We start from the raw sequence: 15,680 nt of genomic DNA, 5'->3' as shown, positions 1-15,680 counted from the left end.
GTTTTAATTGTATTAACTTATTTATTATTGTTCTTTATGCTTGTTGGCAGCTTGTGTAAGTTTTGAAGCCATTTCTTCTGGAGTAATGCCACCGTAAACTAATTCTGGGTAGTTTAATGAGAATTCTTCAATTACACTTGAATGAGCTGTGTTATCCATGTTTTCAAATCCGTATTTTGCTTCATCAGCAAGATTGATTAAGTCAACAACAAGTGGATTAGCCGCTTTGTACTCGTCTGAGATCTCTACATTTGCTGTTAATGGTAAAGCACCTGATTTTTCTAAGAATATTTTTTGTGCTTCTTTTCCTGTCTTGAATTTTAAGAACTCAAGAGCTGCTTCTTGTTCTTCTTTTGATTTATTAGCAGTACATAATACATAACCGATTTCGTATTGTGCAACCACACCATCATTAGGATATAATGAAACTCCAACTCTATCTACTAATCCTTCTTTTGCTTTTGATGTATCAGTAAAATCTGGAACCATCCAAGGACCATTAGCGATCATAGCTGTGTTTTCTTGTAAGAAGTTATTAGCAGCGTTAGCGTAGATAGCTCCTATTGCATCAGGTGTTGTATAATCTTTTAAACATTTTTGAACCATTGTAAGAGCATTGACTACTAAATCATTTTCATAGCTATCCGGATAATTGGTATTCATGAATTCATTACCTTCGTCACCATTAGTACCGATCATAGCTGCAAGCCAAAGATTGGTTGTCCATGCATTCTCTCCTGTCATCATAGCAAGTGGTGTGAATCCAGCTTCTTTTAATTTTTCATTGTTTGACATGAATTCTTCCCATGTCTTAGCTGGTGTGATACCAGTTGTTTTAAACATGTCCTTGTTATAGAAATAACCTACTATTTGTTTTTGATTAGCTATTGAATATAGTTTTCCATCTTCTGTTTTACTATAGTTGATAGCACCTTCACCTACATATTTGTTCCATTCTGCATCAGCTTCAACTAAAGGCATAACATCTACTGCTTGACCATTTTTTATTGCTAGTTCTCTAAGACCATTTTTACCATTAATAACATCTGGTAATGCTCCAGCAGCAGCAAGAGCTTTCATTTTATTTACATAAGCGTCATCACTTGGTAATTCTTCAACTTTAACTTTTATCTTACCTTCATATTTTTCATTGAATGCATCTAAGACTTCTTTTTCAGCAGCCGCTGATACATGTGAACCTACCATAAATGTTGCATATGTAATTTCAACTGGTTTATCCTTTGATACCGTATCATCTGATTTTTCAGTTTTGCTACCACAAGCAGCTAGAGTGAAAACCATCGTAAGAGTTACCATCAAAGCCATTACTTTTTTTAACATAGATTTCATAAAAAAATATCCTCCCTTAATTGTTAATCAGTTATTATTTTTTCTGTAATCATAGTATATATGTAAATCCTCATTAACAGAATGGTCTACTTTTCCTTTTGATTGTTTAATTTTGACCAAAAAAGCCAAGCATTATTCTGGATTTTTTGACCTTGTATTATTTTTACCTAATATCTCTATAAAAGGTAAAAAAATTACTTGCTTTAATATTCTAATCAGAATTTCTAATGATTATAATATCTTATCAAAGCAAGTTTTTTGTTACATATTACTATTTCTATATTCTGTTGGATTCTGATTGTTGTATTTCACGAATACATGTGAAAAGTATGCAGGATCACTGAATCCAACTTCTAGACCTATCTCATATATCTTTAACTCACTGTTTTTCAGTAATGATTTTGCGTTGGTTATGCGATACATGTTTATTGCATCTGTAACTGTGATGCCAGTTGATTTTTTGTAGGCTCTGCTTAGATAACTGCTGTTAAGAAACACTGCGTTACTTATATCTTGCAAGGAGATATTGTTCTTATAATTGAGTTTTATGAAATTATCTACATTGGTTACCAGCTTGTTTCTGATATCTTTTTTATCAATACATATACTTATTGCTATATCAACTATGTGTTTGCTTATATCTATAAGGCTAAACATGGTCTTGGCATCATTGATGCTTTTGTATAATTTCTTCTCTATTTGATTAAAGTCTTGACTTATATCATATTTAACAACATTTCGTATTATTGAACTACAGATAATAAGAATATTCATTTTACATTGTTCAAAGCTTTTATTGGATTTGACTAACTCTTCACCCAAGTCTTTTATTTTGATTTCTGCATTTTCCTTATCACCTTTTAATGTTATATCACATATCTCTTTTGTAAATTGTTCAATATTGATATTCACAGCGTTTTCATCTATCACAGGCTCTGAGTCGTAGATGTATAATGTATTACCTTTAGTTGTTATACGAGATAATGCTTCATTTGCTTTTTTATAACCATTATTTATTTCACTAGTTTCATTAATGATTTGACTTACTCCTAGCTTGATATCCAAACGCATAAATTCTTCTACCATCAGTAGAATCTCATTAAAATGCTGTACTATCTTATTTAGTGTGACCTCTTTGTTCTTATCAATTAGTATGACAATCATGATATGATTATCTTTTATAGGTACTACTTCCGAGTCATAATCCTTCATAGTTATGTTAAGGAAGTTTTTTATCATTTTTATGGAAGAGTTATTTTCTTTTTCTCCATCATAATAGTTTATCTCACAGGCACTAATGCAATAATTATATTTATCTATGTTGTATTTTTCTATGTCTTCAATACTTACATTCTGTGACAGTGCTAATCTTGTTAATATATGTAAACGGTATTCATTATAATCATTGAGGGATAATTGTATCTTCTTGCTCTCTTTCCTTTTTTCATTAATGATTTCCTTTGCTTTTTCAACTGCACTTGGCAATTCTTCAATGAACTCATTTTTTATTACGAAATCGACTACATTGTATTTAATGGCTTTTTGAGCAAATGTAAAATCTGAATACGCAGTTAGAATAATTACTTCTACATCATATTTGTTTTCTTTTATGTTCTTACATAGTTCCAGACCATCGATAACAGGCATTTTTATATCTGTTACAACAATGTCAACTTCATTATCTTCTATATAGTCAAGAGCTTCCTTACCGTTTCTGCAATCTGATACAACTTCGCAGTCTAATCCATCCCAATCTATAAGATGTTTTATACCATTTCTAATGTTACGTTCATCATCAACAAGCATTATTTTATACATTTTCTGCTCTCCCTTTATTCTTTGAAATTATTATTTCAATAGTCGTACCTACATTTTTTTGACTCTGTATATTTAGTCCATAATCGGAACCATAAATAAGCTTTAATCTCTGATCTGTGTTTTTTAATCCCATCTTTTCACGTTCTACTTTTCTATCTGTTATATCTTTGTTTTCAGTATTCATTATTTTTTCAACGTCAAACCCAATTCCGTTATCAACTACTTTGATATATATCTTTTCGTCATCGTTACTTATCTCTACTGAAACTATAGCTTCATTGTCACTTTCTTCGACACCGTGAACAATTGCATTTTCAACTATAGGTTCAATTACAAGCCTTGGTATCTCACATATTCTTATCTCTTCATCATCTAGTTCAATAGAATAATGCAACCTGTCTTCATATCTCATTTTTTGGAGTGACAAATAGTATTCTACATATTTCAGTTCCTCTTCTATAGTTATGATGGAGCGTTTATCTCCGTATATTCCTGCTCTTAATAGAGCTGATAAGGATGCTATCATTTGATATATTGTTTCGTCTTTGCACATTTTTGCTTTGATCTGAATGGTTAGTAGTATATTAAATAAAAAATGTGGATTCATTTGATACTGCAAAAATTTTATTTCCATTTCATTAAGTAAAATCTTTGATTCGTATGTGGTTTTTAAAAGTGTCTGTATTTCTGATATCATAGAATTAAAGGTTGTAACTAGTGTGTCTAGTGTTACATCCTCATATTTTATCATTCTGTAATCATAGTCTTTTTCCCTTACCTTATTCATTGCAGTAGTAAAATCTTTGATGAATACAGTAGTTCGCATGGATATGATAACAACGAATGTAATGAATACCACTGATAATATTATTGATATAAGGATAAAAGAGTTCATACCAGTGACTGTTTCTTTGATTAAATTTGATTTTGGCAACATGTATATTAGTTTTAATCCATTTTCTTTTATTTCTCTAGAGACAGTTACATATTTTTTATTATTATAATTGATTTCATTCATCTTGTTGGTATCAATGTTGTTAGTTATATCCTCTGATATTTTATTCCCTAATAATGAGTTATCATTGGATGAATATATAATCCCTTCTTCGTCTACTAAATAAACTAATGAACCATCATAGCTTAAAAGACTGTTATATTTGTTTTTTATATATTCTTCACCTATAGCTGCTATAATTATCAGGCTGTCATTAGTTGTAAAGTCAGATTTCAATTTTCTGGTGTAGTATATGGTATTGTTACTTTGTGAAGGTGGTATGTAACTAATATATTTTTCAGTATCATTTATCACAAGTTCATTTATTCTTTTGGAATCATCTGTTATTTTCTTAGTACTTACTTGTTTTGTGTAAGTGTATCCAAGGAGTTCTCTATTTTCATATACAGTAACATACGTTAAGGAATTCAGTTCCCATACGTTGTTGTATGTTAATATATTCTGGAATTGTTTATTGAGATTCTGTACATTGAGATAGTATTTTTCGTTGTTTTTGTTAAAATAATTATCATCTTTAATCCATTCTTGTACAGCATCACTTGCAGATAGGGCAATTGATGTATTGGCAATTATACTAAAGGATTGGTTTAGGTTTTCATTATTGGCATCAATCATTAGATTCATGTTTTTATATGTATTCTTCATTATATTGTTATACATGTTATAAGTAGCATATATACCGAACACTAATATTGTAATCAGCATTATTGCAATAAACATGGTAACTATACGCCCTCTGACAGAAAGCCTCTTGGTTGGTATTTTTTTCATAATTCTCGCACCTTTTTTAACAAAATTCCCTATATAGTATTATAATTATACTATTTTATGTAAAATACTTCAATTTATTATTGGGTTAAAATATAGTACTTCATTGATATATCTATAAGTATTTTTATATAATTTACCTAAAAAAGCCTAAAAATTAAGCATCCTAACCAACATATTAGTCAGAATGCTATATAACATCTATTCGATAGGTAAATTATGCTGTTTTAAAAAAGATAACTTATCCCAATAACCTCTTTGAAATATAATTTTATCATTAACTACTTGAAAAAAACCGCAACCTCTCAAACCTAATGGATCACGCCATTCTAGAATTGTCCACTGCCCATCTTCAAAAATATTTTCAACTATACAAACCATTTTTGCTTGGGAGAATTCTTCTTCGAACATTTTCTTTATTGCCTCTTTACCTTTTACTGGTTCATTGGCAACCTGATGGTTTATTGCATTTTCATCGTATAATTCTGATATTGTTTCTACATCACCATTATTGAATGCATCAACCCATTGACATAGTATTTCTTTTGGCTTCATATATTTTCCTCCTAGTCAGCTACCAACTTTTTAGTCAGAAAGCTTTGTATTGTTATTTTTTATATTATACAAATATTATTTTACTATTATTAAATATTCAATTAGCCTTCATCTCATTTCACAAATCTACCTTATGTCATTAATTTTCTTATAGTATAACATCTTTATGTAATCCAAACAATCTATAAATCTTGAGTGCTGGTAATACAGCAGGTCCAGTGGTTAGAGTCTTTCATCAAAAAAGTAAAGGTAGTATTATAATATATCCACCTTTACTTTTTCTCTCTATATTTAAAATCTAATAAAAATTTATTGCCCTTATTTAATATTCTTTGCTTTCACTAATATAGGTCGTACTTTCTACAAATTCATCATCTTTATAAGTAGAGCCATATGAAGTCATTCTGTAAGTATTACCACTTGCTATGTACCATTTCCCCCCTACTAAGCAACTTGTGTCATCTTCACTACCTGACCAGCTTTTAATTGTTTTCCATTCCCCATCTTTATACTTTTGTAAATTAGCGGTTATTTTAACTTTATTGACATTTCTAGCAAATAAAAAGCAGGTAACAGATGCTTGTCCACTGTCTGATATCTCGAAAGTATTTTCAAAGGTAATTATGGAAACAAAGTTTGGCTGCCAGTCCATTGTTTCCATTTCAAGTCCATAAGAAGTAGTGCTAAAAAAAGCAAGTATAAGACATAAGCATACTAGCCTTTTATATTTTTTCATATATTAAAAACCTCCCTTCATATTATTAACAATAAAGAGAGGTGTTTCGTTACACTTTTTATGATTTTTTTTTATCTTTTTTCTAAATTTTTTACTACTTTCATCAATTCATCACTTATTATATTGGATATTATATTAAAACTAAATTCTTCATTGTGCCAAATAATCGTAGTATGTTCTTGTTTCTCAATCAATAATCCTTCATAATCATTGATTATAATTTTATCCGCTTCAGCATCTTCTGTATCCATTTGATAGTTAGTTCCGTTTGGAGATTGAGTTATTAATATGAACTTATCTTCATTAATAAATTTTAATATTTTCTTGTCATTCATAATCTCTGATTTATCCAATATAAAATCTTGTGGCAGATATTCTGGATAATAATAATTACTCCAACTGTCTGGTATGGGTTCTTTATCTTCTTTTACTTGTACAATAGTGTATTCTTTATTTTCTTCAATGAAAAAGTTTAATATCTTAATTCTAAAAGCTTCAACAGTACATGATAAAACAGTTCCTATACCTATTACTAATAATAGTAATACAGCTACCTTGCAACCTGCTTTTTTGAATTTTCTATTTAACTTTTGCACTCTTTCTTTTCTTCGATATTTCCTATAAAATTTTACAAACCATTCATCAATACTTCTTGGAAACTCTAGTTCGTTCATTTCGTTTCTTTGATTATCCTGATCAGTAATGATATTTTCTATATGACAAGAACCTATGTACCCATAGTATGATTCAAGAATTTTATTTTTTTGTCTTGTATCCATATCTGTTTGCTTCATTTAAAGCACCTTCCTTTAGGCATTCTTTTTTCAATGCTTGTTTTGCTCTATGGATTTTAACTCTAACATTTCCCTCTGTCATATTAATCAGCTGAGCTATTTCTGAGTTTGAATACTCGTAATAATACTTCAATGTTAATATATCAGCATATGTTTTGTTGATATTAGAAAGTAATCTTGCCATTTCTTTTGCTTGATCCAATCTTATCATATGTAACTCTGGGCCAATATCCTCTTCAGGTATTATTTCTTCTATACTATCTAATGGCATTGTGTTTCTTCGCTTTCTTTGATTATATATATTGTAAGAGATATTTCTAACTATTATAACAAGGAAGGCTCTTGTTTTGTTACACTTTATAGATTCAATTCTATCGATATATGAAGATATTTTTATAATTGCCGTTTGTACAATATCTTGTGCTTCATGATAGTCTTTTAATATGTTGTAAGCGATATAGAACATTTCTTTGTGATATTGATAATACAATTCTTCCAGTTTACTACGAGTAATTTCATCCTCAATAACTAATAAAAACCCTACCACAAAATCACTTCTTTCCTAATATAATTTTTTTCACAGTATTATTACTAAAAAACTGTAATTTATCCAATAATTTACATTATATTACCATTCATATATGTCTTTTGTCCTAATTATACTATCTTATCTAATATTTATCTACATATTATATTACTTTTCATAAAAATTCATAAATAATTAGCACCCTGATTAATTTCTCAATCAAGGTGCTATATATTATATCCCTCATGTTTAATTATCCCTAATATATCTAGAATCATACATACTATATAACTTTATTAAATATTTTACTCCCATCAAACTACTTATTTTTCAACAATAACTTTGTTATTCTTTAATGGTATCACTTTTTCTACTTCTATACTTCCCTTATATTTGTCATATGTCTTACGCCATTCAACTCTATAATCACTATCATATTTTATTATAACAATTTCATGGTCGAACCATATACTTGATATGTATGGTGGTTGAGGTATGGTTTCTATTTCTCTTATACTTTTAATTATGAATCCACCATCATCTGTAGGTATAATTTCATTAGGCGACAAGTTCAGGTTCTTGATTATTTTCTTTTCTTCCCCTGAATTACTGAATATTCTTAATGTACCTACGTTTTGATTACCACATCCCACAATTATATCATGATTATTTAGTGTAATCATAGATTCTGCCCATCTCTCAGGTTCAGGATAAATATTTGTTATGGTATTAGTTACTTTTCCCTCATTATTAATAGTTATTATCTGACCCTTATTCTCTTTTGAATGAGTTGAGCCCCCGTCAACAGCCACATATACCAGGCCATTATCAATATATAATTGGTTATATGGTGAATAATTTTCTTCTAAATGATGAACCCATTTGATTTTTAGGTCCTTTTCATCAATACATGCAACAAAAATCTTACTATCTTCTTTACCATTTATTGCAAGGCTTCCATCTTTTGACCTAGTACGGCCTTTTATTATGATACCCATATCTTTATCATATTTTGATACATATAGGTCCTCATAATCACTACCTCCAAAGCTCTTCTGACCAACAATATTGCCTTTTGAATCTAATTTAGTTATAACAATGTCATTACTACCGTCACCATTAACAATTTGTTCTTCATTAATGGATGCCTTACCATCTTTTGCCATCCATTCCCCAATAGTAAATATTTCTTTGGAATCAGTTAGTAGTATATCAACAAACATATCTCTAGAAAAATTATCAAATTCTTGTTTCCATAGCTGATTACCCTCTTTATCAAACTTAACTATATAACTATTTTCCTTCGTTAGTTTTCCATTTATCCATTGTGGATAAGAATCAACTGCGAATAAAAAGCTGTCATCTTCAAAAGTTAGTAGATGCTTTATAGAACCAGAAGGTATATTCTCATTTAACTCTTTTTCCCATACTATCTTACCTGTTTCATCAAGTTTTTGAAATATAGGTTTGTAGTAAAAAGCTGCTTTATTTTTTGTTAATCTTTCGCTTTTTACATATTTTTTTAGACCAACAGTTATGTAACCATCAGATAATTCTTTTATGGTAGAAGACTCCCCTAACATAGAAAAATAAACTTCTATTTCTTCTATATCTTCTTTATTTATATCTTTCAATTTAACATAATTAGTATCATATTGTCCTATCTTATTCCAATACTTTTTATCCCCAAATAAATCATCAATAATTTTTACTTCTTCTTGTACTATTTCTGGCTCAGCTTTTTTATCTAGTATTAATGAATTTTCTTTAGCTATAATATTATGCTTACATGATGTCAGTACTAACGCTATTAATACTGCAGCCATTAATATCCTATTTCTTTTCATTATATACACCCCTTATGTAATAGGATTCGTTATTAACAATATTGTAACTATCATACATAGAATAGAAGTAATTATCAGCATAATAGTAGATATCCTCTTATACGTTGAAATATTGATTAACCTTTGTTTCACTGCTGTGTTGCCTAATGCAGGAAAGGGTAATCTTTGACTATCCGCTAACTCTACTAATGATAATGCATAATTCTTTCTTTTATTGTCTGGAATGTTCCTCAATACCTTATAGTCACAAGCATTTTCCATATCACGTTCTGAAATCCATAGAAACAACCATGCAAAAGGATTGAACCAATGGATGCATACTGCTAATATAGTCAGTAACTTCCATATATTATCTTTCCTTTTTATATGGGATAACTCATGAATCAATATGTATTCCAAGAAATCTGGTTTTATATTCTTAGGTATAATAATTTTAGTCTTCAATATTCCACTTACAATTGGAGTATTTATAAAACCTGATTCATAGACCCCTATTTCACTATTCACATTTAATCGTTCCTTGTATTTTTCTAAGATTCTGATATCATATTCTAATTTTACAGCCTGATTAAGACGTTTCATGGTTATTCTGTAGATTATAATAGCTACTAAGACAAATAAAACAGCTCCAATCAACCATATAAGACCAAAAATATTAAAAATCTTTTCTATCCTATTGGTCTTATATTCTATGGGATTATATTTTTCTGCAAGCTGCATCACATTAGTTACACTATAAGTTATATCCGTTACACCATTATTAGCATCAGATACGACAATAGCCTTAGCAAAATCAGGATTCACCATATTTATTAGACTGAGTTCGCTTGATATGGATATTGGAATCAGCAAACGAAATAAAACAATACCCCATAGAGCATAAATCAATGGTTTTTGCAGCCACTTCCCGAAAACAGCTCTAATTAATAGAAGTATAACTACTATGATAGCTGCTATTATACTCATATTTAAAATGTAGTAAAATATATTTTTTATCATAGTAATCACCCTTTACAGCTCCTTATTAATAATATCTTTGAGCTCTTCTATCTCTTCTTTGGACAAATGTTCTTTCTTAATAAACGAAGTAAAAAAAGTCCTTATAGAACCATCATATAATTTGTCTATGAGTTTCCTAGTCTCGTCTAGCTGTACTCTCTCTCTTGTTATAAGAGGCTTGCATACAAAGTTTGGTTCTATACGCTCTATGGCTCCTTTTGCTATCAACTTCTTCAAAATAGTATAGGTCGTATTCTTATTCCACCCTATAACCTCAGCCGCAATAAGACTTAATTCCTTAGCTGTTGTACTTTCCTGCTGCTGCCAAATAAGTTCCATAAGCCTTAATTCCGAGTCAAATAACTTAATCAGTTCCATAAAACCACTCCAGACTATTATAATAGTTTCCACTTTTATACTACTACAATAGTCTGAAGCTGTCAATAACTAAGTATAATATTTTATTATAGAAAAACTTTATTGTGCTTCTACAATAACCCTTCCATCTCTTAATGGTATAATGCAATCAACTAATTTGCTATCTTTGTATTTATCATATGTCTTACGCCATTCTACTTCATAATCACTATTATATTTTACTATTACAACTTCCGTATCAGTCCAAATTGTAGATAATACTGCTGGAGTTGGTATATTGCCTATAGTTCTTTGACTCTTTACTATAAATCCACCATCATCAGTTGGTGTAATTGTATCAAGAGGATATTTCAGGTCTTTAATAATTTTTTTCCTCTTGCCGTTATGATCAAATATTATTAAGAAACCGTTATATACTATCTCACTGCTTCCCACTATTATATCTTTGTTATCTAAAATAGTTACACAATTTCCCCAGTCTAAGAAATCAGAATCAGGATCATATTTCATACTACCACATTCTTTGCCATTGTTATCAAGTATTACTAACCAATATTCATCCTTACTCAAAAAATTATCTTGTTTACGTAAAGTCAAATATACTTTATCGTCATACATATATATTGATTTTTTTGTTCCGTAACTTTTATTAGAATCATATAACCATTTTACTTCAAAATCTTTTTCATTAATACATGCTACAAAAAAATTATTTTCTCCTTTATCGCCTGCTAAATTACTCTTTGTAGAGTTTGAGTATCCTTGTACAAGAATGCCAATATCTCCATTGTATTCTGCTATACAATGAGTACCACTACCATCTAGTGCCTTAGAATATACAATATTACCATTTTTATCTATCTTAGTCATAAATGTATCATTATATGCGTAACGATTTTCACAAACAGCTATATCTCCAGAATCAGTAAGCATTACCTCTGGTTTATCATTAAATATCTTACTCCAAAGCTTATTACCATCTTTATCATATCCAATAACAGTTCTACACTGTAAATCAACGGTCAAGATAAAGCTATCGTCATCACGAACTTGTAGAGCTTCTACATGTCCCTTACCGTCAAATTGCTTTTCCCATATTATTTTATAATTTTTATCTAGCTTTCGTATTATAGGTGTATAATAATACTGTTTAAGTTTTATAGGGTCTTGATTAGGTTTTTCGGATTTTTTATAGGTTGCGCATATATAACCGTCTGACATTTCTTCAATAAATAATGGACTACCTTCTAATTCAAATTCAAGTTCTATCTCCTGTATATCTTCTGAATTTATATCTTCTAATTTTACATACGTATAGACATATTCATCTGATTTAGATTTACATGATGTTAATATAAATACAATCAGAATCATTAATATCCCTTGTCTCTTCATTATATTCCCCTACTTTCTACACAATTTACTGTTACTTTAAATAAACAAGTTTTATTTACACACCCTTCCCGACATTGTTATATATTTTTATCTAGTAATCTTGTAATATAAACTTACAGATGACTATTTCAACAACTTTCTTTAATACTAAAATAATAGTCTTAAATTGTCAATATTTATACAATAATATCTTATTATTCACTACAATAATATTAACAGATATATTTAGAGCTAGATTAGTTCTATTATTAATAAAAAAGATTAAGGATGCAATTGCTGGCACTGCTTCCTTAATCCTATCATAACTAACATCTATTTCACTTATTCCAAAAACAATATTACAAGTTATCTATCCACATATTTTTTCTTATTAATAAAAGTAAGAAGTTGGTCATATGTTGGTAAACCTTCTACATCTCCTTTTACAAGAGTAGCCATTGCCCCTACTCCATTGGCATATTCTCCACATTCTTTTAATGATCTATTTTTTAGTAATCCACTTAGAAAACCTGCAGCAAATCCATCTCCGGCACCAACACTGTCTTCCATAGTCTTAACTGTATATCCATTAACAAAATATTCTTCTTTTTTGTTAGATACTCTGCATCCTTCTTTACCTAATTTTAGTGCCACCATCTTAGTTCCCATTTCATGAAAAGCCTTAATGATTTCTCTTGGTTCACTTATTCCTAAAAGCATCTCAGCCTCATCAATCCCAGGGAATAATATATCTGCTTTTTTACACAATTCCAGTATTACTGGTTTCGCTTCTTCAATTGACCATAGTTTCAGTCTGATATTAGGATCAAAAGATATAATCACATCATTCTTTTTTGCATAATCCACAACCTTAATAACAGTCTCTTTTGCACTTTCTGATAGAGCAGGAGTTATACCTGTTACGTGAAGTATCTTAGCACTTTTAATATATTCATAATCTATGTCATCAGAAGATAAATAACTAGCTGCTGAATTTTTTCTATAGTAATAAACATTAGGATTAACATGAGCAAATCTTTCTTTGAAAAGAAGACCTGTGCTTTTTGCATTATCTTTTATAACTCTAGATATATCAACTCCTTCACCCCTGATAAAACACTCAATATATCTACCAAATTCATCATCACCTAATTTGGAAAACCAACCCACATTATGTTCTAACCTAGCTAAAGCAATAGCAACATTAGATTCAGCACCAGCTAGTGCCTTAGAAAAAGTATGTATATATCTAAGAGGACCTTTTGCATCAGGATTAAATAAAACCATACTTTCACCAAAAGTAATTACATCCATTTTTTTGTCTACCATATCTATCATTCTAATAACCTCCTCAATTGTATTGTCCGATGTCTGATGTCTCTAATTACATTATATTAAAAATCATGTACAAATGCAAGTTATTTAACCTAATTAAGTATTGTTCATTGACTACATTCACTTACTATTAATACTATTTGTTGATTATCTGTTCCATTCCATACCTTAGGTGGTCTGTCATACATTTTCTTGCTAATTCTGAATCCCCTTTTTTAATGGCTTCTAGGATTTTTTTATGATGATACAATACAGTATCTCCACTCTCTGATATATCTTTAGTTTCCCTATACCCTTCTGAAATACCCTCATTGATAATAGGTAATATACGATTGATTATAGGGTTCTGACTGCTTTTTGCTATAATATTGTGAAACTGTATATCAGTTTCTGTATGGTCTTTGTTACTAAGAATTTCTTTTTCTATTTTGGCAAAACTGGCTTCTAATTGAATTATATTTTCTTCAGTTGCTCTTATAGCTGCTAGAGCACATATGCCTGGTTCAATTATTAATCTTGACTCATAGAGGTCTTTTAATAGATTTTTTTTATCCATAAAACATACCCCTAATGGATCCTTTGATAATCCAGGTTTGCTTGAAACAAAAGTCCCTTTACCCCTGCGTACTTCTACTACATTAGTTGAAACTAGGATTTTTATTGCCTCTCTGACAGTTGAACGACTAACATTTAACTCACTTGTCAACTCTATTTCATTAGCTATCTTATCCCCTGGTTTTAATTTCTTATTTATGATCATCTCTTTTATTGTATTTGCAACTTTTTCCGAAAGAATACCTTTATCGTACATTTTACTACCTCTACTTTTGTTTTTTAATAGATTATCATATTTTAAGTTGTTAAGCAAATCTTTAGGTAAAGTAAATAAAATGAATTTTTTTTGATGTTTTTAAAGCTAATACTATTTTTGGTAATAAATGTAAAATCAGTAATTATATTGAACTCCTTACAAATTATAGGCTATTTTATTCTAAATAGGTAAAATAATACTTATTTTCTTGTTTTTATTTTAATAAAAAATCTGTCATTTCCAATAATAATGGTATAAGTTTTTTTAAATATATACTCATGTATTTTTCTATTTTAACAACTGAATAATAAGCATTAAGAATTCATAAAAGAATATTTTAGATAAGGAGGATATTATGAAAAGAATAAAATCACTATTAGTTTTAACATTGTTGACAACTGTGATTCTTACATCTTGTGCAACTAATAAAGAACCTGTCAAAGGTGTAGAATCTTCAGTTAATGAAACAGGAGATGTAAAAGCTGTTAAGATAACAGCTAATAATTGTAATGTAACACAGGGAGTAGATGCCACTTCAAAAGTATTACAAACCGTTAATAAAGATGCTAATCTTAATGTAATTAATAAAGTAAACGAAGATTGGTATTGTGTTAAACTACCTAATAACCAAATAGGTTTTGTACCTCAGCAACAATGTACCCCTGTATTACCTAATAACGCTATTAACAAAGGTAACGTTGGTCAAATTCCAGCTACTGGCACAACACCTACCCCAGGTACTACTACAGGAAAGACTCCTGGAACTCAAACACCTGGAGCAGCAAATCAAATGCAGCTCCCACAAACAGGTACAGGCATTAACAACCGCCAACCAATACCTGGAAATACTACAGGTAATAATGAAAATACTGTAGCTGATGATAATGCAGAAGTTGAAAACACAACAACCAATAAGAATATTTCTAATGAAGAACAACAACTTATTAACTTAATAAATGAATCCAGAAAACAAAATGGTCTGAAAGCCCTAACAGCTGACAATCAACTATCAGAAATCGCAAGGATAAAATCAAAGGATATGATCGATAACAATTATTTCAGTCATAACTCACCTACTTATGGTAATCCTTTTGATATGTTAAAGAACTTTGGTATTCAATACCTAAGTGCAGCAGAAAACATTGCAGGTAATAAGTCAGTTCAAGAAGCACATGAAGCATTAATGAATTCACCAGGACATAGAAAAAATATTCTTAATCCTGAATTTACACATGTTGGGGTTGGTATTCAAAAAGGAAGCAAATACGGATATATGTTTACTGAATTATTTATCAAAAAATAACTTTACGCTAATTAATTTACAATAATTGATAATAAAATTTACCAAGCACCTTCCTACTCAAAGCTAGTAAA

General features: G+C 29.6%; 14 protein-coding genes. 1 reads left to right on the top strand and 13 read right to left on the bottom strand.

Features of this window, described 5'->3' with window-relative positions; translation table 11 throughout:
- Positions 1 to 24 precede the first annotated feature (24 nt).
- The 13 genes from AACQ14_RS04500 to AACQ14_RS04440 all read right to left on the bottom strand — a co-directional run bounded on the left by AACQ14_RS04500 (position 25) and on the right by AACQ14_RS04440 (position 14,306).
- A complete protein-coding gene (locus AACQ14_RS04500) occupies positions 25 to 1,350 on the bottom strand; it encodes an ABC transporter substrate-binding protein (protein WP_339362381.1) in 1,326 nt (441 codons plus the stop codon).
- Between the two features lie 261 nt (positions 1,351 to 1,611).
- A complete protein-coding gene (locus tag AACQ14_RS04495) occupies positions 1,612 to 3,168 on the bottom strand; it encodes a response regulator transcription factor (RefSeq protein WP_339362380.1) in 1,557 nt (518 codons plus the stop codon).
- A complete protein-coding gene (locus AACQ14_RS04490; RefSeq protein ID WP_339362379.1) occupies positions 3,161 to 4,954 on the bottom strand; it encodes a sensor histidine kinase in 1,794 nt (597 codons plus the stop codon). Before AACQ14_RS04490 ends, AACQ14_RS04495 begins: the two co-directional genes overlap by 8 nt.
- 198 nt (positions 4,955 to 5,152) lie before the next feature.
- Complete coding sequence (locus AACQ14_RS04485; RefSeq protein ID WP_339362378.1) at positions 5,153 to 5,506, bottom strand: nuclear transport factor 2 family protein; 354 nt, start codon at positions 5,504 to 5,506, stop codon at positions 5,153 to 5,155.
- Between the two features lie 322 nt (positions 5,507 to 5,828).
- The gene (locus AACQ14_RS04480; RefSeq protein ID WP_339362377.1) at positions 5,829 to 6,242 is read right to left on the bottom strand and encodes a hypothetical protein; all 414 of its coding nucleotides are present in this window, start codon (positions 6,240 to 6,242) and stop codon (positions 5,829 to 5,831) included.
- Positions 6,243 to 6,313: 71 nt separating this feature from the next.
- Positions 6,314 to 7,036 (bottom strand): DUF4367 domain-containing protein, encoded by a 723-nt coding sequence (locus AACQ14_RS04475; RefSeq protein WP_339362376.1) that lies wholly within the window; start codon positions 7,034 to 7,036, stop codon positions 6,314 to 6,316.
- Complete coding sequence (locus AACQ14_RS04470) at positions 6,999 to 7,583, bottom strand: RNA polymerase sigma factor (RefSeq protein WP_339362375.1); 585 nt, start codon at positions 7,581 to 7,583, stop codon at positions 6,999 to 7,001. The genes AACQ14_RS04475 and AACQ14_RS04470 overlap by 38 nt, the downstream gene beginning before the upstream one ends.
- A gap of 302 nt (positions 7,584 to 7,885) precedes the next feature.
- Positions 7,886 to 9,409: a hypothetical protein gene (locus AACQ14_RS04465; protein WP_339362374.1), complete on the bottom strand. Its 1,524-nt coding sequence runs from the start codon at positions 9,407 to 9,409 to the stop codon at positions 7,886 to 7,888.
- Positions 9,410 to 9,421: 12 nt separating this feature from the next.
- The gene (locus AACQ14_RS04460) at positions 9,422 to 10,408 is read right to left on the bottom strand and encodes a M56 family metallopeptidase (RefSeq protein WP_339362373.1); all 987 of its coding nucleotides are present in this window, start codon (positions 10,406 to 10,408) and stop codon (positions 9,422 to 9,424) included.
- Between the two features lie 12 nt (positions 10,409 to 10,420).
- Complete coding sequence (locus AACQ14_RS04455) at positions 10,421 to 10,786, bottom strand: BlaI/MecI/CopY family transcriptional regulator (protein ID WP_339362372.1); 366 nt, start codon at positions 10,784 to 10,786, stop codon at positions 10,421 to 10,423.
- Between the two features lie 99 nt (positions 10,787 to 10,885).
- Entirely contained in the window at positions 10,886 to 12,181 is a 1,296-nt protein-coding gene (locus AACQ14_RS04450; protein WP_339362371.1) for a PQQ-binding-like beta-propeller repeat protein, read from the bottom strand.
- 345 nt (positions 12,182 to 12,526) lie between these two features.
- A complete protein-coding gene (locus AACQ14_RS04445) occupies positions 12,527 to 13,498 on the bottom strand; it encodes a sugar kinase (protein WP_339362370.1) in 972 nt (323 codons plus the stop codon).
- A 133-nt stretch (positions 13,499 to 13,631) separates the two neighbouring features.
- Complete coding sequence (locus tag AACQ14_RS04440; protein WP_339362369.1) at positions 13,632 to 14,306, bottom strand: FadR/GntR family transcriptional regulator; 675 nt, start codon at positions 14,304 to 14,306, stop codon at positions 13,632 to 13,634.
- Positions 14,307 to 14,661: 355 nt separating this feature from the next.
- Between AACQ14_RS04440 and AACQ14_RS04435 the strand changes: the two genes are divergently transcribed.
- The gene (locus AACQ14_RS04435) at positions 14,662 to 15,609 is read left to right on the top strand and encodes a CAP domain-containing protein (protein ID WP_339362368.1); all 948 of its coding nucleotides are present in this window, start codon (positions 14,662 to 14,664) and stop codon (positions 15,607 to 15,609) included.
- The last annotated feature ends 71 nt before the right edge of the window (positions 15,610 to 15,680 follow it).

It is taken from the genome of Vallitalea maricola (assembly GCF_036985595.1).
Lineage (GTDB): Bacteria > Bacillota > Clostridia > Lachnospirales > Vallitaleaceae > Vallitalea > Vallitalea maricola.
This window is presented reverse-complemented; position numbering and strand designations above follow the sequence as displayed.